The sequence below is a fragment of the Planctomicrobium aquicomposti genome (assembly GCF_051466325.1).
Taxonomy (GTDB): domain Bacteria; phylum Planctomycetota; class Planctomycetia; order Planctomycetales; family Planctomycetaceae; genus Planctomicrobium.
In genome coordinates, this window is record NZ_CP195792.1 from 488,046 (window position 1) to 509,935 (window position 21,890).

At 59.8% G+C, this 21,890-nt stretch carries 13 protein-coding genes; 5 read left to right on the forward strand and 8 right to left on the reverse strand.

Annotated features, from left to right (window positions below; translation table 11 throughout):
- Window positions 1-10 precede the first annotated feature (10 nt).
- From SH664x_RS01845 to SH664x_RS01865, 5 genes are all read right to left on the reverse strand, one after another.
- Window positions 11-1,300: a HEAT repeat domain-containing protein gene (locus SH664x_RS01845; protein ID WP_437204529.1), complete on the reverse strand. Its 1,290-nt coding sequence runs from the start codon at window positions 1,298-1,300 to the stop codon at window positions 11-13.
- 188 nt (window positions 1,301-1,488) lie between these two features.
- Entirely contained in the window at window positions 1,489-2,544 is a 1,056-nt protein-coding gene (locus SH664x_RS01850; RefSeq protein WP_437204531.1) for a hypothetical protein, read from the reverse strand.
- Entirely contained in the window at window positions 2,545-4,461 is a 1,917-nt protein-coding gene (locus SH664x_RS01855; RefSeq protein WP_437204533.1) for a hypothetical protein, read from the reverse strand. It lies immediately after the preceding gene.
- Between the two features lie 50 nt (window positions 4,462-4,511).
- A complete protein-coding gene (locus SH664x_RS01860; protein WP_437204535.1) occupies window positions 4,512-6,911 on the reverse strand; it encodes a hypothetical protein in 2,400 nt (799 codons plus the stop codon).
- A 40-nt stretch (window positions 6,912-6,951) separates the two neighbouring features.
- The gene (locus SH664x_RS01865; RefSeq protein ID WP_437204537.1) at window positions 6,952-9,369 is read right to left on the reverse strand and encodes a hypothetical protein; all 2,418 of its coding nucleotides are present in this window, start codon (window positions 9,367-9,369) and stop codon (window positions 6,952-6,954) included.
- Between the two features lie 364 nt (window positions 9,370-9,733).
- Here SH664x_RS01865 and SH664x_RS01870 point away from each other — a divergent pair, with 364 nt between their 5' ends.
- The 5 genes from SH664x_RS01870 (at window position 9,734) to dps (ending at window position 15,119) form a co-directional block, all read left to right on the forward strand.
- Complete coding sequence (locus SH664x_RS01870) at window positions 9,734-10,840, forward strand: M24 family metallopeptidase (protein WP_437204538.1); 1,107 nt, start codon at window positions 9,734-9,736, stop codon at window positions 10,838-10,840.
- A gap of 145 nt (window positions 10,841-10,985) precedes the next feature.
- Window positions 10,986-11,504 carry an acetyl-CoA carboxylase biotin carboxyl carrier protein gene (gene accB / locus SH664x_RS01875; protein WP_437204540.1) on the forward strand — a complete coding sequence of 173 codons (519 nt, stop codon included), beginning with the start codon at window positions 10,986-10,988 and terminating at the stop codon, window positions 11,502-11,504.
- Window positions 11,505-11,602: 98 nt separating this feature from the next.
- The gene (accC, locus tag SH664x_RS01880) at window positions 11,603-12,955 is read left to right on the forward strand and encodes an acetyl-CoA carboxylase biotin carboxylase subunit (RefSeq protein ID WP_437204542.1); all 1,353 of its coding nucleotides are present in this window, start codon (window positions 11,603-11,605) and stop codon (window positions 12,953-12,955) included.
- A 352-nt stretch (window positions 12,956-13,307) separates the two neighbouring features.
- Window positions 13,308-14,336, forward strand: a complete 1,029-nt coding sequence (locus SH664x_RS01885) for a 6-phosphofructokinase (RefSeq protein WP_437204544.1) — start codon at window positions 13,308-13,310, stop codon at window positions 14,334-14,336.
- A 303-nt stretch (window positions 14,337-14,639) separates the two neighbouring features.
- Window positions 14,640-15,119, forward strand: a complete 480-nt coding sequence (dps, locus tag SH664x_RS01890; RefSeq protein ID WP_437204546.1) for a DNA starvation/stationary phase protection protein Dps — start codon at window positions 14,640-14,642, stop codon at window positions 15,117-15,119.
- A gap of 617 nt (window positions 15,120-15,736) precedes the next feature.
- Here the strand turns inward: dps and SH664x_RS01895 are convergent.
- The 3 genes from SH664x_RS01895 to SH664x_RS01905 form a co-directional block, all read right to left on the reverse strand.
- Complete coding sequence (locus SH664x_RS01895) at window positions 15,737-16,690, reverse strand: hypothetical protein (protein ID WP_437204547.1); 954 nt, start codon at window positions 16,688-16,690, stop codon at window positions 15,737-15,739.
- A gap of 437 nt (window positions 16,691-17,127) precedes the next feature.
- Entirely contained in the window at window positions 17,128-19,122 is a 1,995-nt protein-coding gene (locus SH664x_RS01900) for a DUF4340 domain-containing protein (protein ID WP_437204549.1), read from the reverse strand.
- An 85-nt stretch (window positions 19,123-19,207) separates the two neighbouring features.
- Window positions 19,208-21,871, reverse strand: a complete 2,664-nt coding sequence (locus tag SH664x_RS01905) for a Gldg family protein (RefSeq protein ID WP_437204551.1) — start codon at window positions 21,869-21,871, stop codon at window positions 19,208-19,210.
- Window positions 21,872-21,890: the final 19 nt, after the last annotated feature.

A 21,890-nucleotide genomic window follows, 5' to 3' on the forward strand; every position in this document is an offset into this window, starting at 1 on the left:
GGGACCTGCTTTAGCCCTTCTGCACAGCCCACCAGACCTGCCAGTCACGCTCGTTATAGCCGAGATTTTTTCCGGTCAGCGTCTGCAGCGCGGTGAGCACCGGCTCGTTTCGCACTTCGACCCGCACGGAGACCAGCTTGGTGCGCACAGGAATGTGCGGGTCCGTGGTGACGGTATACCCGTAGGGGAGTTGGCCGGCGCGGGCCAGCGCTGCGACATCATAGGGAATGCTGCCGGAGACCAGTCCCGGGTTGATCATCCGAGTCTGGCCATTCACCGTGCCGATGGAGATGGGGTTCGAGTCGGGCACTTCCATCTGCAAGGTGTGCGCGGTCACCAGCGCGCCGATCAGCGGAGAGACCGCCTGCCGGTCACCGATCTGACTGAGCACCAGTGCTGCCCGGCAGACGACCGGATTCGATTCGTGCCGCAGCGCCTTCACCAGAAACGGGAGCGCAAACGGATAGTCCTCGCGGGTGAGCGTCTCGGCCGCTGCCCGTCGAACCGATTCATCGGAATCAAACAGGCAACGGTCGACCAACGGCGGAATCGGTGTTCGTCCGCTGATTTCACCCAGCGTGCGAATGTAAAGCAGCCGGACATTCCGATCGGCGTGATCTGCCATGGCCGACGTCATCGCCGCGACCGCGGAGGGATCACGAATCTGCTGCAGCTCGCTCAGTCCTTCGGAACGTTTCCCCGGATGGTTGCCGGTAGCCCAACCCAACCAGAGCCGGACTTTCGGATACCAGACCAGCTCGGCACTCCGCTGTTGATCGGTTTTTTCGATGTGGTCGAATTCCTGCCGTGTGATCCACTTCCCTTTGTGCTTCACGTAGCCCCGTTCCGTCATCAGATCGTCGCGGGTCAGCCAGCGGCCGAAGTGTTTTTCGTAACCGAGACTGCGTCGGGCTTCCGCGTGGTCGCTGTCGAGATCCAAAACGGCTTCGAGCTGTTCTTTTCTTTCGGCGGTCAGATGCTGCGTGCGGCACCACTCGGCGAGCTCGAGATGCGCTTCGATCGTGTTTTCGATCTGTCGTGAGCGGGTGATGTAATCCTCGACCACAGGAGTCCGGCGCTTCACGAACTCCACGGTGCTGCGGTCGACGGTGATAATGGCTCCGGAGCGGGTCTTCAGGGAGACCGGTCCGCTTTGCGACTCGGTGGAGACCAGTTCACCGCGGATTTCGCCCCCCGACTTCAGGCGGGCGACATCTCCGCGGGCTTGACCGGGAAACGCGAACGCAACAGCCAGCAGGCCCAGTTGCCAGATCCGGGGAAAGATTTTGAACGCGTGCATCGACAACCACCGCCAGGAACAACCGCTGATTTTACTGGTGAAGTGCAGTGAATTCCACAAATTCATCTGTCCCGGAGGACTGAATTCGGGAGTTCACGCGCAGTCGATGTCACTGCAGATCTGGGGGGACTCTTGCGCAGGATCGGCGGGTTCTCGCAGAAACTTGAGCAGAACCAAAACAGGTCCGGTCAGGGGGCCGGACGCTCCGCCAGCTTCTTTAAATACTCTTCCACGGCCTGACGATAGTGAGCCGGGAACTGCTGATCGAGCATGTTTTTGGCTGCTTCGCGTTCCTTGGGAGGCAGGTCCCCCCAGCGGTCCTTGTGTCCCAGCTCTTTCTTCTCGGTTTCCCCCTTGCCGCGCACTCCCCCCAGGTAGGACTGGTTGGCCGGATTTGAAGGGGCATCCCCGGCTGCGCCGGCTCCCCCGCCGCTGGAATTCTGTTGCTGCTGCTGATCTTCCATCTTCTTGATCAGCTCATCGAGCGTGGCGATGATGCGGGCTTCAACATCCAGCAGCCCTTCGTCCGCCTGATTGAGATTCAGGCGATTCTCGGCATCCTTCATCTGCCGCGCGACTTCTCCCAGCGTTTTTTCTTTCAACTCGTTCAGGTCCCGCTGCATCAGCTCTCCCAGCTGCCGATAACGCAGGGGAACCTTCTCGGTCTGATTGAGAAGCAACGTCAGCGAGCCGAGCCCCTCTTTCTTCAGCAGCAGGTGGTGTTCGCACACAGCGCGATGAAACAGACAGCCGGCCGGATCGACCACGTAGCGCAGTTCGATCTCCTGAAAGATCTCGTTCGCTTCGGAATAGGCGTTCAGCAGGGTGAGGTGCCGGGCCAGGAAATAGCGGGCGTTGTTGATCAGCAGCGGTTCATGATGCGCACGGGCCGCATCGTTCAGTTGCACATGCAGCAGATCCGGGCTGAAACTCCAGGAGCGGCAGGCCTCCACCAGATTCCGCACATCCTCATCGGCGATGTAATAAGTGCGGAGCAACGCGTCGAACAATTCATCGGCGCGGGGCGGTTCCTCGAACGTCCACAGCGGAGCGATGGCATCGGGAATGGGGGAATGATTGAGGCGCCGCTGCTCAAGCCAGCGATCAATCTCGGACCGCAATTCCTGCGGAGCGGGTGGAGCAAACACCTGATCGGCCACGCTGGCTGCCCGGGTGGAGACCGGACAGACGAAGAGGGCAGCCAGGATGATCCTGAAAATTGATCGTTGAAGTCGACTCAGCATTTACTTGTTCCTGCCGACGGAAAGGTCGTAGGTTGCTTCCTTCAATCTGCGCTGCCGTCGTACCAGATCTTGAAGAAGTTCAATCTGGGCAGGATCGGTGGCTGTCTTTCCTTCAATTTCTGTGCCAATTTCGGCGCTGAGTCGGTTCACCTGCGACTGCAGCGAGCGAATCAGCTTGAGTTCCGCCAGTTGTCCGACCAGTGAGGGGTCATCGGGCTGGCCCTGCTGTTGCTGTTGCGATTTGTCGTTCTGCTTTTGCTGTTCGTTCTTTTCCAGCTCTTTCCTGAGGGCGGTGATCATTTCCTCTAATGTTTCAACGATGAGCCGCTCCACGAGTTGTGTCGTTTTGCCGGTGTCCTGTGACAGTAAACGGGAACCGACCACCCTCATATTCCGGTGCATTTGTTCGACCGCCTCTGGAAAGGCGACCGACGACCCCTCTTCCTTGAGCAGGCTGAGGGTTTTCTCTGCCTCTAAACTGTTGTCGTCCTGTTCCTTGCGAATATTATCGGTCTGCGATGCGTAGTTCTGTTGAGGGCGATCCGCCGCCGGAATGGAATCGAGACGAACTGTCTCGGAATTCACTCGCAGCTGCCGTTTCAACATGTTCTGAAAACGGGCTTCCAGCAGCGTCAGGTACGATTCTTTTTCATCTTCTCGCAGTTGTCGCAAAATTTCTTCCAGCCGAGCCTTCATCTGTTCCAGCTTGGCGACTGCTTCATCCTGTTCCTCAGCGGCCTTCTGGCGGTCCTCTTTTTCGAGTTCGTCGATCGCCTGCTGCATTTCCCGGCGGGCCTGCTCCAATTCTTCGCGGCCCGGGGTTCTTTGGGAATCCTGGGGAGGCTGAGATTTCTGCTGCTCACCCGGTTGAGGCTTTCCCTGCTGCTGTGGGGGGGACTTCTTCTCGCCCTGTCCCTGCGGCTCGGAGGGTTCTCCCGGCATCGGGGAGGAGGGGGAGGGGTGCCCCTGGCTGTCTGAAGGGGAAGGGGACTGGTTTTTCGCCGGTTTCTCGCCTGACTTCTGCTCTTCCGGCTTTCCCGATTTGTCAGAAGGCTGCTGGTCTGCACCTTGTTTGGAGTCGGAACCTGTTTTGGGTTCGGGAGTTTTGTCGGATTTGTCGTCTGGTTGTTTCGACTCGCGGTCATTTTCCGGAGCACGGTCCTGTCGGCGCTCCTCATCCTGCCTATCGATTTTCTCGCCCAGTTTTCCCGTATCTTCCGCGAGCTTCTGCTGGGCCTGCTTCAGCTGATCCGCCGGTTTTCCTCGCTGGGTTTCCGCCCGGACTTCCTTCTGGCGGCTGATCAGCCGACCATTTTCCTTGAGCAGTTCCTGCAGTCGGGCGATGTCGCTGGCGATCCGGTCCCGTTCATCCAGACTCTGGAGCAGCTTCAGCAGTCCTTCCATCCGGGCGAGCAATTCCTGCTGCCGGTCGACGGCGGGACCATATTGGGGGCGTCTCCCCCCCTGCTCCGGATTGCCGGAACGAAGGAGTTCGGAAATCGCCTGCATTTCGGCGAGGACATTTGCTTCCTGACTCTGGCTGCGGGCCCGGTACAGGAGGTCGGCCCGCTCCGGGTCTTTGCGTCGGGCCTGTTCCGCCACATCAAACAGCGATTTTTCGAACCGCTCGTAATCCCGCATCAGCTGTTGCTGGCGAGAGGAAAGTTCTCCCTCGGCAGGCTTTGCAGGGAGAGCAACCGGGTCGGCGGCCACAGCGGGGGCGCTCCGTCCAACCCCGAGAGCGAGAGCCCAGAGAGCCAGTGCACAAACCGAACAGCGGAAATGAGATCCGCGAAAAAACATGGTTGCGGCCTCGCATCGGCCTCCCGACGGAGTGGTGCCGTCCGGAAGCTGGCTGAAGGGAATCGAGTCGCCTGCACTGACCTTCAGGATAGTCTCTTTCGTCCGCAAGGTCATGATGATTTTTCTTTCCGCCGCTGCCCTCACGAGTTGCCGTTGCTGGCACCTCACTTTAAAGGCGTAAAAAAGTTCTCTTCAATACGTTGTTCTTCGGTCTGTTCGAGCAGTTTTTTCTGGGCTTCGATCATCTTTTGCAGGTTCTGAATCACTTCATTGTAGGACCCACGCTGTTTCATTTCGTTCAGAATGGCATCCATCCGCCCAAGGAGTTCGTCGAGTGCCGGATTCAGCTCCTCGGCCAGAGGGGCGGTTCCGCTCCCCCGGTCCACCGCCAGGCGAAACGCGCCGAAGCGCCGGTCGACGTCGAGGAACGGTCCGGAATTCAGCAGAGCGAGCGGCTCAATCACCCGACGATCGATCCGCTCCAGCAGTTCTGCCGTTTCCACCCGGTTATTGACCATCTCCTCCCGCAGGTCCTTGAATGAAACTTCGATCGAACGGGATTCGGTATGGCTCTTTCGGACCTGATGCAGTCCCCGGTCCCCGAAGGCCGCGATCAACGGAGCACTCGAAGCACCCGATCGTTGTCCGGCGTCGAAGGCCTGAATGTGGGGGAGCGTGGTGTTGAGCAGCTTCTTCAGATCGGCCAGCTCTTCGCGGATCTGTTCAAACCGCTGACGGAGTGTCACCTCGCGATCGTTGAGCCGGCCGAGCAGTTCTTCTTTCGGGATGATCTTGAAGGTGAACAGCTCTCCGTGGGATTCGTGCGGACCGTTGAGGTGATCACCATCCCGGGCGGAAACGGACAGCGTGAGGGTCTGTCCATCTTCCAGTTTCAGAGGGATCAGGTTGAAGCGTTCCACCGGACTTTCAGCATTCTGTCGGAGAACAAACTGCTTCTGGCCCGCGGGGGGATTGGTGAGTGGCAGCCGTTCTTCCTCTGTTGCCTGCTCGATGCGGTAATTGAACCACGCGTCGACGACACCGTAGTCGTCGGTCAGCTGTCCTTCGATGGGAATGCTCGCCATCCGGGTGATGGCGGTGCCGATTCCGGTGCGGCGGGTATCGACCACGGGAGGCTGGTCGACAATTCCGTTGACAGTCAGTGCGGCCGGTTCGGGGCTGTAAATCTCGTCGCTGTCTTCCAGAAAGATCTGCAGTGATGTATCGGGGGGGAGCGGGATCGGCAGGGCATTTTCCGGCGTCACGGCGGCCAGTTGTTCCACGGCTTTCGCCGTGAGATGGAACGGAACACGGATACCCTGCCCACCCTCGGTCAGTTGCCGGCCCGACGTCTCGGTCAGTTCGAGAACATGCGACGACTGCTGCTGCGGGTCGATGAGAGTCAGGCGGGGGCGAGCCGGTTCACCGCCGGTTGTCGTCGAGGGGAACTCGAAGGAGAGCTCGAACCGCTCGGAGCGGAGATGCACCCGTCGCAGCGGCTTGTTGGCCTTGGCCAGCAGCGAGAAATTCGTCTCGAGCGGCAGAGAAACCTGTGTGCCGACCACCGGCAGAAGACGATCTTCCAGTCCATCCAGGCCGGTATAGCTGGGGTAGTCGCAGGCGAGTTCGATGCGATCGATCCGGGGAGGATCAACCACCTCGACGCGAAACGGAATCCGATTGATGTAGTCGCCGCCGCGAATCCAGAGGTCATGATCGTCGACGACCCGGCTGAGGGTGTGCTGGAAGAGACCGCTGTTGGTGCGGGACATCGTGACCCGTCCCCGTTGATGTCCCCGTCCCGCATGACTGATGAACTGCAGCGACACGCGATCCGGCTCGACAGCGTCAGGGGCGGAACTGACCTGCAGCTGCAGATCACTTCCCCGTGGATGCCGATAAACTCCGGCATCGTTGAAACTGCGAATCCGCTCGCCCGGCTGGGCAACGACTTTCAGTTCGAGCGCATTGCGGCGGAACGGCTCCCAGTAATTGTCCTGTCGCAGCACATAGGCGTTGTACCAGCGTTCCATTCCCTGAACGTGCGTCAGCCCCAGCGCGAGAACAGAGGCGAGCAGCAGGCCGGCAAAGATCAGGGTCCGCTGCAGCGGCGCCGGGTTAAATGTCTGACGCAGCGGCAGCGAGCCGAGTTGCGAAACCGCCTCATCGGTCGTCCGTCGCAGCATGGAAGCCTGAATGTCGGAGCCGGACGGTCGCGACAATTCGACTGCGGTGATGAGTCGATCGTTCAACTCGGGGAATCGTCGTTCCAGAGCCAGTGCCAGGTCGGTGGGGCGCATCCGCCGAAACAGACGGAACACAAGCCAGGTGAGACATCCGCCGACCAGCAGCAGGGTCATCCCGATTACGGTCAGCAAGCGAAACCAGCGGGGGAGCTCCAACTGGCTGAACTCGAAGTACACGAGGTCGACACCGTAGGAGAGCCAGAACAGCAGACATGCGAGCGCCAGCGTGGCGGCGGTCCCTTCGATGAGGATGTACCGCCGGATCCACCAGCGCAGCTGGCTGAGAACACGTCGAATCTCGGGGCGGGGGGCGGTCACGTGCGTCGCTTTCTCTGCGGGAACAGTCCTGTTTCTTCCGTCAGGCAAGTTTCAAGAGTTTGCGAATCAGCCATTCCACCGAGAGCAGGGCTCCCAGCAGATACATCAGCCAGCGACGGTCCCACAATTCGCGGATCTGCTGGTCGATCATCACACGTTCTCCCCGGTTGGGGAGGAGCTGCGGAATGACCGAGGCGGCCTGGGCGATTGGCACGTAGGCGCCTCCGGTCCCGGTGGTGAGACGTTCGAGCAGCGCGGCATCCTGCACCAGCGAAGCGGCCTCCTGCCGGGGAAGCTGGACATCGATTTCATTGACGACCCGTTCCGCCGATTCGGGAACCGGGAATTCGAGTCGATATCGACCCGGAACGAGCGGTCGAAACTCACCCACAAATTCGGCGGGACGAATCGGATCACGCAGCAACTGGGGTCCGGGGACCATCGGAACGCCGCCGGGACCGTAAACGTCGATGCGGACCGTATCGGTGACGAGTGGCTGAAACTGCGGAGTCAGCGCCCGCAGCCGCAACGCAATCGATTGTCCGAGCATGAACTCGCGGCCATCGAGGATGAACATGCTCCGCTGCTGGCCCCGTTTGGAGCGCCCTTCCGCGGCTTTGCGAACCATCTTGATCCAGAAGCGATCGAGGTAGCTTTGGTTGATCGCCCGCAGCCGCCACATTTCCGGGCTGCCCAGATAGAGGACCTGTCCCTGTCCGTAACGTTGACCGGCGAGGACGATCGGCTGCCCTCCTGCTCCGCGTGAGAGTGGATCGGAGAACTCGGCGTAAATGGTGGTGCCCGCTTTGGCACCCATCGTCGGATAGGTGCGGAAGATACCGGCGAACTGTTCCCAGGCGGTCTGGTCCCCGGTCTCTTCGAGCTTCAGAAATTCGGCGGAATCCCCCTCCTGCGTGAAGATCAACGGGAAGGGGGTCTGCGACGCTTCCTGTGCTGCCAGTCCCAGTCCGACCGCTTCCAGCCGAACCGGATACAGTTTGCGGATCGGCTCCAGTTCCGGCTTGGAGACCAGTGTCGGGGTGAAGACGTCTCCCGCGATCGTCAGCAGTCCTCCCCCTTCGTTGGACACCCAGTTGACGATCAGCTCCAGCTGCTCGGGCGTGAGGAGCGACCAGTCCGCGTCAAACGCGAGCAACACATCGTAGTCGTAGAGTTCTTCGGGGCTTTCCGGAAAGCGGAAGAGGAGCTTGTTGGCTTCCTGACTGATGCCGACATTGCCGGACTGCAGCCAGACATCGACCTGCATCGAAGGATGTCGGTAGAGCGAGGTGTGCGCGAAGTGGTAATCACGCATCGGCCCTCCCGCCATGACCAGCACACGGAGCGGGCGATCGAACAGATTGACTGCCCGACTGAGCTGGTTGTCGTCATCCCGCGTTTCCAGTCCCTCGGGGAGTCGGGCGCGGACGGTGTATTCGTATTGGCCCGGATCGGAGGGCTTGAGATGGAAAGTGATTTCCCGGGGAGCCCCGTCTTCCCCCAGTGTTTCATCCTGTGAGTAGACGACCGTCGGTTCCGGGTCGTTGGGGCCCTGCTGCAGCAGGTCGACGCGGAAGGTTTTGCCGATCAGGCTCTGACCGCGGATGATCGCGGAGAGATCGAATTCATCCCCCTTCTGGACATCGGTGGGGGCAATAATACGGACCACTTCCAGATTGACCGGTTGTTCCGTGCTCCCCACGCCGACCGTCACCAGCTTGACCCCCTGGGCGCCGGCCCGTTCACGGGGATGGGTGATATCGCGCCCGGCGTTCGAGGCTCCATCCGAAAAGATCACGACCCCCGACAGCGTGGGGGATTTCGTCTCGACCAGCAGGTTGTCGAGTGAATCGCCCAGCCGGGTGACGACCCCCGACGGAGTGAGCAGCTTTTTCCAGTCAATCGTCGTAGCCGGATCATCAGCGGCAGTGACGGCCGGTTCCGCTGCGGCGCTGTCTTGCGGGGAATAGGTACTCGGAAGGCGGACGGCCAGTTCGCTCAGGCTGGAGTCGAAGGTATAGACATCCACGACATGATCGGCGCGGAGCCGATTCAGCAAGTCAGACTTTTCAAGCACCTCACGCACCGCGTCGGCCCGGCTGGTGCCGATCCCTCCCGGTGTCTGCCGGGGATCGGTCTGTGGCTGCTGCATCGACTGCGAGGTGTCAACCAGCAGGATCACGCGCGAGTCGCGATACGCATCGGTCTGGGTCCGCTCGTGCGGGTTCAGCGCGATGATCAGTGCCACGGCGATGACCGCCAGTCGGAGGGCCGCCAGTCCCAGCGACCAGCGCAGAGAGGTTTGCCTCGCATCGCGCCGGGCAAACCAGAGGGTGCTGGCCCCCGCCAGGAGCAGCAGCAGAATCGGAATCCAGTCCCACCAGGTGAACGGCCATTCCCACTCCCGCGAAGAGGAGACGACGTCGCTGCTGATCTGGGCCAGAAAGTGCGGAAGCACGTTGCGTCAATCGGATGGAAGGCCGGAGCTCCCCCGATGACTGCACTTGCGGGGAGTGTTCAGATTGTCGGGGGTTGGAGTGCGGCAATCAAGACCAGAGGCCCGGGTCACAGGGGAACACGTTGATTTTGGGGGGACAGCGGTGCTCTCTGCGGATGTCCCACTGCGACGCTCCCTCTGCGGGGGGCTCTCGAAGGTCCGCCACCGGCCCGGCGGGATTTTGTTTCCCCCGGCCGCATCGCAGACTTCCCGCGTTCCCCGGCAGTCTGTCTACTGCTGTCAGCTTCGGTCGGCAGATGCTGATTCTGCTGGCTCTGAGAGCCAACGTCCGGTCCTGCAGTGAATGGAAAGTCGCTGAACTCCCATGCCATCCTCCGATCGATACTCCCGTCGCCGTGGACAGCTTCGCAAGCTCTTGAAATCCCAGCAGCTGGACGCCCTGCTGGTGACCGGGGAGGCCAATGTCACCTGGTTGACCGGCTTCACCGGTGATAGTACATGGCTGCTGCTGACGTTGGATGACGCGGTGCTGCTCAGTGATTTCCGGTTTGTCACGCAACTGGCGGAAGAAAGTCCGGATGTGGAGGCTGTGATCCGGACCTCTGCCCAGTCGCTGGCGGTCGTCTGGGGAGAACAGGTCCAGCGCGGAAAGCTGGAGCGGGTCGGCTTCGAAAGCCATCTGGTGACCGTCGAGTCGATCGAGCAGCTGGCGGCGAATTGTCAGAAATGTGAACTGTTTCCAGCCAGTCGACTGGTGGAAAGCCTGCGAGCGGTTAAAGACTCCGAGGAAATTGCCGAGCTGCGAACAGCGATCCGGTTTGCGGAGCGGGGATTTGAGTCTCTGAAGGCGACGCTGACCAAAGGGAAGACCGAGTCCCAGGTGGCGGCCGAGCTGGAATTCGCGTTGCGTCAGTTTGGGGCTGATGGCCTCAGTTTCCCGGCGATTGTCGCGGTTGGTGACCGGGCGGCCCTCCCGCATTACCGGGCGGGGAAGAATCTGATTTCCGCTTCGCCGATTTTGCTGGTCGACTGGGGGGCGAAGGGCCCGGGGGGATATCGCTCGGATCTCACCCGAACACTACTGACCGGCAAAGGGGACCGGAAGTTTGAAAAGGTCTATCGGACGGTGTTGCAGGCTCAGCTGGAGGCGATTGCCGCGATTCGCCCCGGAATTGAGTGTCGTGAGGTGGATGAAGTCGCTCGGAAAGTCATTCGCGAGGCGGGATTCGGGAAATATTTCGACCACGGTCTGGGACATGGGATCGGGCTGGATGTCCATGAGTTTCCCCGCCTTTCGCGGGGGAGTACGACCGTGTTGAGACCGGGAATGGTTGTCACGGTGGAACCCGGCATCTATCTTCCGGGCTGGGGGGGAGTTCGGATCGAGGACGATGTCCTGGTGACGCGCCAGGGCTGCGAGGTGTTGTCCACGCTTCCGAAGGACTGGAATTCGGTCCATGTCGATTGTTGAAAGTGTCGACACTATTCCACCCGATTCCATGCGTGTTGCGAAAACCAGGCGGTGCAAGAATCCGCAAATCATGATGGCGGCAATGGCTTCGTGACCGACACAGATCGGTAGTCAGTCGACTTCGTGCGAATCAGCCCAGGAAGAAATGATGGCGCGAGAAACCAAGACGAACAGCGGTTCGTTTGATATTGATGGCCTTCGTCAGTTGCTGGAACTGATGGAGAAGTACGACGTTCGTGAGTTCAAGGTGAGCCAGGACGAAGCCAGCTATGTCCTGCGTCGTGGACCTCAGCAGGTGCTGGCCTCGGCGGCGCAGTATGCCGCGCCGCAGTTCGCCGCGCCGGCCCCGACTCCCGCATCGGCGGCGGCTCCGGCAGCAGCAGCCCCGGCCACCCCGGCGGCGGCCCCTTCCAGTGATGACAATCTGTTGAAGGTCAAAAGTCCGACTGTCGGAACGTTTTACTCTGCTCCGGCTCCCGGCGAACCTGCGTTCGTGAAAGTGGGAGACGTGGTCAAGCCGGATACGGTGGTCTGCATTGTCGAAGCGATGAAGATGTTCAACCAGATCCCCGCCGGATTGTCCGGGACGGTTGTCCGGATTCTGCTGAACGACGGCGACACGGTGGAGTTCGGTCAGCCGCTCGTGTTGGTGAAGCCCAACTGATCCTGCCGCGGGCGCCCTCTGGTTCGTGAGCGGACCGGGCTCGCTCGCGGAAGACAGGACTTTCCATTTCAAGGACCGATCAGCCCCCGACGGACACCATGTTTCAACGGATTTTGATTGCCAACCGCGGTGAGATCGCCCTGCGAGTGATCCGCGCCTGCAAGGAGATGGGGATCGAGACGGTCGCTGTTTTCAGCGAGGCCGATCGCGGAGCCCATTACCTCAGCCTGGCAAATGAGGCGTATTGCATTGGTCCTGCTCCTGCTTCAGAAAGTTATCTGAAGATCGAGCACATCATTGCCGCTGCGGAACTGGGCAATGTGCAGGCGATTCATCCCGGCTACGGATTTTTGTCCGAGAACGCCGACTTCGCCGAACAGTGCCGCGACTGCCGCATCGAGTTTATCGGCCCCCCGCACGAGGCGATGGCCAAACTGGGTGACAAGGTCGCAGCCCGCAAGATTGCCCTGGAAGCCAAAGTACCGGTCGTTCCCGGAAGCCCCGGATTGATCGAAAGCGAAGAGGAAGCGGTCAAACTGGCTGCGGAGATCGGCTATCCCGTGCTGATCAAGGCGACCGCCGGGGGAGGAGGAAAGGGGATTCGTCCCGCCTTCAACGAAATCAACCTCCGCTCCGAGCTGAAAGCCGCCGCCGCCGAAGCCGAAAAGGCGTTCAAAAATGGCGGCGTGTACATCGAAAAGTACATCGAGAAGCCGCGGCATGTCGAAGTGCAGATCATCGCCGACCAGCATGGCAATGTCGTCCACCTGTGGGAACGGGATTGCACCATGCAGCGGAAGCACCAGAAGCTGATCGAAGAGAGCCCCGCCTGCAATCTGCCGCAGTCGGTCCGGGAAGACATCTGCAAAGCCGCTGTCCGCCTGGTGAAGACGGCCGGTTACTACAACGCGGGAACCTGCGAGTTTCTCGTCGACAAGAACAACCAGTTCTACTTCATCGAGGTGAATGCCCGCATTCAGGTGGAACACCCGGTGACGGAACAGGTGACCGGCATCGATCTGATCAAGGAACAGATCCGTGTCGCCGCCGGAGAGCCACTGAGCTTCAAGCAGCGGAACATCCCGTGTCACGGCTCGTCGATCGAAATCCGGATCAATGCCGAAGATCCGGACAACGGGTTTCGCGGCAGCCCGGGGACAATTTCCCGCCTGCGTCTGCCGGGGGGGAATGGTGTTCGTCTCGACACGCATGTGTACGAGGGATACCGCATCAGCCCCTATTACGATTCGATGATCGGCAAACTGATCGTGCACAAGCCGACGCGGGAAGAGGCCATTGCCTGCCTGCGGCGGGCTCTGGATGAAATGGTGGTGGAAGGGGACGGGATTCGGACTACGATTCCTCTGATCCGGAAGATCCTGGACCACACAACCTTCATCAATGCTGACGGCGACACCAGCTTCGTTGAACGAACTTGGTATCCGCGCTGAAGCCGCAGCGTCAGGCTGCGATTGCGGGGCGGAGCGAGCCCCATCTACCATAGCGGCGTTCCGCCTCGTACGCCGCGACCGGATCTCGTGTTGTTAAAGGAACCACGGAACTGTGCATTTGGATTTGGCAGATGCGTGACGGCAGCCGACAGGTCACAGCCTGACCTGTTGCCGGGTCCGGGTCGGGTGCGGTTTCGCCGGGCGGTTGCCCGCAACAGTGCCTGACCGACTGTCGCAGGGAGTGTTCAGCAGGCCCGGTTTGCAGTGCGGTGGGCCGCTGCGAAATTCGCCAGAGGCAATGTCGTTCCGCGTTCAATTTATCCCAACTTGTTTTTGAATTTGGAGTGCAACCATGCGTGTCGCCTGTCTGACTGGCGGTGGAGATTGTCCTGGATTGAATGCTGTGATCCGGGGTCTGGTGCGAACCATCGCCAATCATGGCGGTGAAACTCTCGGTCTGCTGGAAGGCTGGCGGGGAGCGATCCAGGGGAACTACATCAAGCTCGATCCGATGGCCACCGACGAGATCCTCCCGCAGGGGGGAACGATTCTCGGTTCTTCCCGGACCAACCCGTACAAAAATGAATCGCAGGTCAAGCAGATCGTGGAGACCTTCCACAATCTGAAGCTGGATGCCCTCGTGGCTATCGGTGGTGATGACACCCTGGGTGTCGCCAGCAAGCTGTACAACGACTATAAGCTGCCGACGATCGGTTGTCCGAAGACCATCGACAACGACCTCAGCAGCACCGACTTCACCTTCGGTTTCGACACCTGCCTGAACACCGTGATGGATGCGGTCGACAAGCTCCGCACGACTGCCGAATCCCATCGCCGGGTGATGGTGGTGGAAGTGATGGGCCGCCACGCCGGATGGATTACCTGTTTCTCGGGGATCGCCTGCTCGGCGGACGCGATTCTGATTCCGGAGCAGGAATGCGACCTGGACGCCGTTTGCGAGTTGCTGAAGAAGCGTCGCGCTGCCGGCAAGAAATACGGCATGGTGCTCGTCAGCGAAGGGGCCAAGCTCAAGGGGCAGGACTTCATCACCAAGGATGCGGAAGTCGACGACTTCGGCCACATCAAGCTGGGCGGAATCGGAACCCGTGTCGCCAAGATCATCGAGAAGCAGACCGGAATTGAAACCCGTGACGTCACGCTGGGGCACCTGCAGCGCGGCGGCTCACCGAGCGCCTATGACCGCGTGCTGGGAACCCGCTTGGGGATTCACGCCGGCCGCCTGGCAATCAAGAAGGACTTCGGCAAGATGGTCGCACTGCGAGGACTGCACATTGTGGCTGTCCCGCTGGCAGAAGCGGTCGGGACCATGCGGACCCTGTATCCCGAGTTCATGGACGAAGCGGGCGAGTTCCTGAAGTAAATCTTCGGGCTGTGGCGACGACAGTCGTCCGGTTGTTTCGCCCGCAGAATGACTATGACACTTTTGAATTGATGACGGCCCCGTCTGCCCCCGGCAGCGGGGCTGTTTTTATTCACGAGACGCTGAGCGGAGCTGTTCGCCGATCGACGAGCAGAATCACCGGCCTGACAGGCTTGCGAACGGCAGGTTGGACACGGCTCGGGCGTTTCTTGCAGACAGCTGAACCGCGACGCTTGACAAGGATTCGGTCGACGGACGTAATGCAGCTGGTAACGCGTTTCTCATCCCGTCAGGAGAGGTTGCATGTATTCGACGAAGAACGACTTGTCCAAGGCTGTGCGCCAGAAGTCAATTGAGTTGCTGAATGCCCGGCTGGCGGATTGCATTGATCTGCAGACCCAGTGCAAGCAGGCCCACTGGAATGTGAAAGGACCGAGCTTCATCGCTTTGCATGAACTCTTCGACAAGATCAACGAGGACGTTGAAGAATACGTCGACGAGATTGCTGAACGGGCCGTCCAGCTGGGAGGAGTGGCCGAAGGGACAGCGCGGATGGTCGCCAAGAAGTCGACATTGAAAGAGTACCCGGCAGCCAAGGATGGAATGGCGCATGTCGACGCGTTGTCCTCCGCGCTGGCGGCGTTCGGGAAGGTGGCAAGGAAAGCGATTGATCAGGCAGATGAGCTGGGGGACAAGGACACGTCGGATCTCTTCACCGGAGTGTCGCGCGGCATCGACAAGTGGCTGTGGTTTGTGGAAGCCCATCAGCAGGCCGAGCAGTAATCGCTGGCTGAGTTGTCGAGCAGTCTGAATGACAAGTTCGCCCGTGGTGTTCAACGACATCACGGGCTTATTCATTGTGAGGGGTTGAGAACACACTCAACACACTATGGCGAGTGGATTGGTGCTACTTTGAGGAAGCCGAGCGCTGCGGCATGGCGCTTCAACAAGACGAGTGGGAAGCGGGTGGCTGTTGAAAGAGGGCCGTCAAAAAATAAAGCCCGGCCGGGAGGGCAATCACCGGCCGGGCAGCTCTTCGACCTGCCGGGACGGTCGGGCTAAACCATCAACCGGCGATCTGCCGCAATCGAGGGCTAGGCGATTGCGGTACGTTCAGCATACCGGTCCCCTGCAGCAATGCAAGAGCAATGCGCATGCGACAGAAAAAGATCGTTGAGAATGTCAGTGTGTGTTCTGGTGGCGCTGTACCATCCGGAAACCTCAACACATGTTGCCATATTGAAACAGATCTTCATTCTGCGTCAACTCTGATGTGTCAGCATTTTTTTGCACGCTCAACTTGATGCAGTGAGGCGAGTGATTCGACTCACTGTCGACGTATGAGACGTTGAACTGCAACACTTGCTCAACGTGGTGCATCAGGAACGTGCAGCCTGATGTCAGGATTCACGCGAGGCGAAGACCAGCTCGATTTTTTGTTCTTCTTTGAGAATTTCCGATCGAACTTTGATCGTGTCGCGGACTGAGGGGACCGCTGCCCCCGGGACTCGGATCAACAGCTCCGCAGTTCCATCAATGACCGGGATCGGACGCCCGGTTCGCGCTGCGACGAGTTCACCGCGCGTATTGAAGAAGTAAGCGTCTTCGGGAATCTTCTGGAAGTAACGGTCGGTGCCGGTCACATCGCCGCTGAAGTCAGAAAGGTTCACCGATCGGCGTTCGCGGGGGACGCGAATGCGAATCACGATGTGATAGTCCTGGTGCACCTGGGGAGCAGATCCCGGCTGGGCATGAATAATCTTGCCTTTCAGATCTTTGCTGATGATCGGCCAGGCCCAGACGGAAAAGTTACCCGCCCGGACGGCATTTTTCGGTTCGGCGATGCGGATGCCGCCGACTCCCAGGCCGCCGACCCCATCGCCGTTCCCCGCCCCGTCGCCCTCTCCTTCACCACCCGCACCGCCTGTGCCCCCGACGATGCTGTTGGAAAACAGGTCCAGCTCCGGGACAGACTGACTGACGAGTGCATCAAACATTGTGTTGGGGCGATCTTCCTGCGGAACCTCAGCCGGCGGGACAATGAGATCGGTTGAAACAGGACCGTCAAAATGGACTTCCCGAAACTCATCTCCACCCAGAATGGAAGTAACGCTCTCCCGCTTCGACAGCGTCGAGTAGACAGGAATCGCCAGCACCCCCAGCAGAATGAGGTGGACGAGCAGCGAACTCCCCCACGACATCCCTTCCGGGCTACTGAGGTGTTGCTTGAGGCGTTGCCACAACACGGCTCCCTTCGAGGGGAGACGGGGAGGGAGCTGAGGTTTGCCGACACTCTGACTGGCGTCGACGGCAGTTCGACGGCGAGGAACAGCAGGTGGACCTGGTGATGCCATGCAGCCCAGCGATGTTCTTCAACAAAGTTCAGTCGGATCGAATGATGTGATCCCCGATTGAAGTCGAGGCATCCCCAGCCGTCATTATCTCCAGTCAGGAGCAGAACGACAATCGCGCATCCCGGAGTCGGGCAGATTTGTTCTGGATCACTCTCCCTTCTGACGAGCGGGGGGGAACCATCAGCCTCTTCACGCCTGATGTTGTGCGGGGAGCCGTGCCATGCGCGCACGAACAGTATCGGCCGGCGGAACTCGTTCGCTCGCAGTTGGATGGGACCTGGTGCACAAAACGGAAGAAAACCGGAAGATCTACCGGCCGATCCGAAAAAAGAGACGCCCCGGTCCCCGGCGGGCCAGAGCGTCTCATGCGGTAAGCGGCAGGAAAGTCACGGAAGGGAAACGAGTTACGTTCCCGCATGGTGATTGTCCAGCTGACTTCAGGAGGAGGACTTTTGCTCCCCGGCGGCCGGAGCAGCAGGAGCTGCCTGTCCCTCCGCAGGCGGTGCGTCGCCGGCAGGTTTCCCCTCAGTCGCTGGAGTTGCCGGCTTTTCTTCTGGCTTAGTCTTATCTCCATCCGCGGCAGGAGTCCCCTTCTTGTCATCGGTTGCGGGGCCTTCGGCCGGTTTGGCGGGGGCGATCTCCTCTTTCTCCGTCGCAGCAGCAGCCGGGGCAGCGGGAGCTGTGTCCGCAGCGGGAGCCTCCTTCATCGGCTCGACCGGAGTCGCTGCTGCCGGTTCCGCTGCAGGAGCAGTCTGTCCGGGGAGCATCAGACCCTGAAACGGATCGCCACCGGCGGCATTGGGATCGATGGTTTTGGCGGGAGCAGCCTTCTCGATCAGTTCGCTCCGCTTCAACTTCAGGCGATCAAATGCGTCTTCCGAGATGACGTAGTACCAGTCCGCGAAACGTCGATTCAGCTCGGCGACACGTTCCTGGCCCGCTTTGACCTTCTCGTCGTAATCCTTCTTCTTCAGCTCATAGACTTCCTGCTCTTCCTGATAGTTCTTCAGGGCGGCTTCGTATTCGGCTTTGGGATCGGGCTTGGCGGCCTCTGCCGGCTTGGTCTCTTTCGACTCCGATGAATCGGCAGGCTGAGTCTCTCCGTCGGCTTTCTGTTCGGTCTTCGCGTTGTCGTCGGAGACCGGTTCCGTCTTTGGAGCTTCCGTGGCGGCGGGCGGTTCGGGTTTCGTCGGGGCGACGGGGGTCGGTCCCAGCAGTTCCTGTTCGAAGTGAACGGTGACCATCAGATAACGGCTGTTCGTCTTCTTGTCAGCGTTTTCTTCCTCGGGCTTGTCAGCATCTTTCGGGGAGTCCGTTGACTTTGTTTGATCGGCCGGGTCTTTGTCGGTCGGCTTTTCTCCTTTGGATTCCTCCGCGGGTTTTGCGGCGCCGACTTCGATATCCATTTCCGATCCGGAAAACTCTTCACCGAATCGCAATGAGTAGAAGACCCCTTCTTTGGTGCCGACGCTCACTTCCCCTTCGTTCGAAATCAGCTCGCCACGCGGTCCGATGAAGAAGCCCTTTTCCTGCAGCTCCCGCTCTGTGAAGACGTCGATGGCCTGAGCCCCTTCACCTTTCAGGACGTTGATAAACGCGGGTGGCTTTGGTCGGACGCCGACGATCTGCAGGTCGTCGAGTCCCCCCAGCAGGTTGTTCACTTCGGTTGTTTTGACCTTGTCTTCTGCGAGATTCAGCCCTTCCATCTCCCAGTCGGCGTTGGCCGAGGCGCGGGTCAGGCGAATCGTTTCGCCAGCCACCACTCGACCCTTGGCTTCATCTACATAGCTGTGGTTGATATCGATTTCGATGATGGAACTGCGGCTGACGTCGAGGACGTCTTTCTTGATCCAGTCTCCGAACTTGGTAGAGACCTGAAAGTTCCCCAGATCGGCGGTGTAGAAGCGGTCTTCATCCGCACGACGAACGTAGTATTCGTGCTCTTTCCCTTCGACTTTTTTGCCGACGATGAAATCGACGAGCGGCTCATCCCCTTTCGTCAGGGTGATGCGGTCGCCGCGGCCCTCCACGCCGGATGCCTTCTGATCCAGCGGATCGATGAGGTTGTACCGCTTGTGTGCGGTAGCGGACCGTTCAACGAGTGCTTGCCGATTGACACCGATCATCGATGCCGCCACTTTGGAGAGGCGATCCTGTCCATCTGCCGGATAGCCGTGATGCGACGGAATCCGCCAGAGCCCGTTCTTGAACTCGACGTTGAAGAGATCGGTCTTGCCGGTCTCTTTGTTGTAGGCGGCGACCCGGAGCGAGGTGGCTTCATTCGGATCGGTGAACTTCGGATAGAACTGCTCGCCGACATCGGAAAAGTCATCCAGACTGGCGGGCTGATTTGAAAAGTGCATTCCGGCTGCGATCCCGACGGACGCCATGGCCGCCACGAGAAAGAGCATTGTTTTTGTATTTTGATTCATGAGTGAACCTCGTGAAAATTCGATCGGCACGGGCAGCCCAGCGACTTCTTTCGTCACGGGGCTGCCGGCGGAGTTGTCAAAGGGATTAACGTAACCGGTCGCGGGAGATTCCCTGTCGCTCGTTCAGCAGTCGTGAAACAATCACCGCGATTCCCAGGAGAATGGCCGGCAAGGGGGGAATGAACACGGCCCAGCGCCAGATCGAGCGTTCAATCCGGCGGATTTCCTGTTCGGTTTCGTTTTTGACTTTGCGGACTTTCTCGTCTTTCTCGCGGTTGATTTCCTTTTCCCGCTGCACCAGCTTGCGGTTTTCCGCCTCGGTGGCATTCTGCAGACGGGCCTGCAGCGTACCGGCATCGACATTCCCCTTCTGCATTTCCTGGCGGAGATCCTTGATCACCGTCTGCAGGCGGGCTTTGGCCTCTTCGACTTCCTTGTCAGCCGCTTCCACAGCGGAGTTGACCTCTTTGCTGAGCCGGCTTTCGTAAACCTTCGTGCGGCGTTCCAGCTCCGTCAGGGTACGATGCTTGGCGCGACGATTGCGCAATTCAATGAACCGTTCATCACCGGAGAGGTAATCGACACAGTTCAGCACGAACAGCACGTTGTCGATCTTCAGGTCGAGCAGTTGTTGTTGCCAGACCTCGAACATCACATCGTTGACCAGGTCGGCATCGGCCACGAAGACCGCTTTCACCTTCTTCTTGTCCGACTTGCCTTCGATCAGTGCCGAGATGATGTAGGACTCGTCTGTCAGCTTTCGCTGCAGCGTTTCGAAGTTGTACTGCCGGCCGCCGAAAAATCCGGGCTGCGTGACGCGGTCCCAGTCGTTCAGGCCGCTGCTCCCCTTGCGGGATTTCAGCAGCCAGGTGACGTTGACGTCTTCATCGCGACCGGTGATCGCTCCCGGGGCAAAGCAGATCAGTTCCTGCAAACCGGCGGTGATCGGCTGGTTCGGGTTAATGTTCTCGCGGGAGTCGAGGAAGATCAGCTCCTTGGGGAACATCGAAAACCGGGGATGTGGATTGAACGCATCGAACAGGCTCTTGCGGACATCCCAGCGAATCCCGAGTGCTTCGGTCAGTGATGTGGCCCGGCCGCCATCCGCCTTCGGTTCACTCTGTTGTTGCTGAAACGGCATCATCCCTCCGCCGGGGCTGGGCTTTGGTTCCAGCGGGGCCATCGAAATTCCGGAGGCATTCCGGTTCGATCCCCAGACCGGAGCCGGGTCGTCGAAGATGAGGGCCGGCTTGCCGGCGCTGACATACTCCACCAGATGTTCCATCTGCGGCTGGGTCAGCGACGAAGGCATGATCGCAATCAGCACGTCCATTTCGGACGTAATCGGGCTGTCGGGAGAGACCTCTTTGACTTCGTACTGCTTTTCAAGTTCCTGAACGATTTGCCACTTGGGCAATTGCCGGAAGGACTGCATGTCCATTCCGCCGAACGCCTGAGCATCGGTCTTGAGGATGCCGACCACGCGGCGCTGGGCTTGTGAAACGGTTCCCAGCGAACGTGTCAGCTCGTACTCAATCGGCGTCCCGCGGTCGAAGAACGGAATCGTTACCGTGTCGAAACCGCTGGTCATGACGACGCCCAGATACACGTCTGACACGGAGGTCCGTCCCTGCGACTGGCTTTGCAGTTGGCGCGGTTCAATGCCGAGTGACTCCGCCTGCTCCGCAGCCTGGCTGTGAGGTTCGACGTCGACGACCCGCAGCTGAATCCGCTTGCCGCCGTGGTCATCGTATTCGTACAGCTTGTCGAGCAGTTCCTTGCGGATCGGAACGTATTCCTGCGGAACGTCAGGCGAGACGAACGCCTGAATGGTGACCGGTTTGTCATCCGGAATCTTCCGGATGATTTCGATCGTCGTGTTGGAAAGTGTGTGCAGCCGCTCGCTGGTGCTGTCGATGTTGCCGCCGGCGACGGCGAAGCTGTACGTCAGGCAGAGCAGAGCGATCCCCAGGCAGGCGACCCGCAGCAGGTATTGCCCGGTCATGTTGCCGGCGTTGCGGCCTCCCGCCCAGTGGCGGCGACCGATCATGACGGCGTTCAGGTACAGAAAGAACGCCGTCAGCCCAATGAAGTAAAACAGTCCGCTGTAGGTCACGAGGCCGGAGGTGAAGCCTTTCAGATGACCTGCCACGCTGAGCGGTTCCGTAATGCCCAGCGTCTCCTTCAGGAAGCGGTCAACGCCGGGAATCCGGTCGATGAACACGGGAATGGCACAGATCGCGGTCCCGAGGACAAACGCGACCGTGGCGCTGCTCGTCAGCACGGAGGCGAACATCCCGACCGACAGCAGTGCAGCTCCCGCCAGCCAGTATCCAAAGTACGTGGTGCAGATCAGCCCCAGATCGGGGCTTCCCAGCCGCAACAGCACAAAAACGTGCGTGATGGAGAAGGCCAGAGCAATGGTATAGACCGCCAGCACCGCCAGGTATTTTCCCAGCAGCACTTCGAAGTCTGTCGCCGGCAGCGTGAACAGAAGTTCGTCGGTCCCGAGTTTGCGCTCGTCGGACCAGGCGGTCATGGTGATGGCCGGAATGATAAACAGCAGCAGCAGCGGAAAGCTTTCGCTGAGCCGGTCGAGGTTGGCCAGATTGTTGGCGAAGAACTGGTCGTCGAACGCGAGGAACGCCCCGGCGACGACGAAGACGACGATAAACAGGTAACCGAGAATGCCGGAGAAATAGCTCGCAACATTCCGTTTGAAAACGGCAAGAACAACGTGGCTGCGCATAGTTGTGATGTCGTATGAA

Excerpts from the sequence above, each read along its gene's own strand:
- SH664x_RS01870 (WP_437204538.1), top strand. The coding sequence starts at position 9,734 with ATGCCATCCTCCGATCGATACTCCCGTCGCCGTGGACAGCTTCGCAAG.
- dps (WP_437204546.1), top strand. The coding sequence starts at position 14,640 with ATGTATTCGACGAAGAACGACTTGTCCAAGGCTGTGCGCCAGAAGTCA.
- accB (WP_437204540.1), top strand. The coding sequence starts at position 10,986 with ATGATGGCGCGAGAAACCAAGACGAACAGCGGTTCGTTTGATATTGAT.
- SH664x_RS01905 (WP_437204551.1), bottom strand. The coding sequence starts at position 21,871 with ATGCGCAGCCACGTTGTTCTTGCCGTTTTCAAACGGAATGTTGCGAGC.
- SH664x_RS01900 (WP_437204549.1), bottom strand. The coding sequence starts at position 19,122 with ATGAATCAAAATACAAAAACAATGCTCTTTCTCGTGGCGGCCATGGCG.
- SH664x_RS01895 (WP_437204547.1), bottom strand. The coding sequence starts at position 16,690 with ATGGCATCACCAGGTCCACCTGCTGTTCCTCGCCGTCGAACTGCCGTC.
- SH664x_RS01850 (WP_437204531.1), bottom strand. The coding sequence starts at position 2,544 with ATGCTGAGTCGACTTCAACGATCAATTTTCAGGATCATCCTGGCTGCC.
- SH664x_RS01855 (WP_437204533.1), bottom strand. The coding sequence starts at position 4,461 with ATGACCTTGCGGACGAAAGAGACTATCCTGAAGGTCAGTGCAGGCGAC.
- SH664x_RS01885 (WP_437204544.1), top strand. The coding sequence starts at position 13,308 with ATGCGTGTCGCCTGTCTGACTGGCGGTGGAGATTGTCCTGGATTGAAT.
- accC (WP_437204542.1), top strand. The coding sequence starts at position 11,603 with ATGTTTCAACGGATTTTGATTGCCAACCGCGGTGAGATCGCCCTGCGA.
- SH664x_RS01845 (WP_437204529.1), bottom strand. The coding sequence starts at position 1,300 with ATGCACGCGTTCAAAATCTTTCCCCGGATCTGGCAACTGGGCCTGCTG.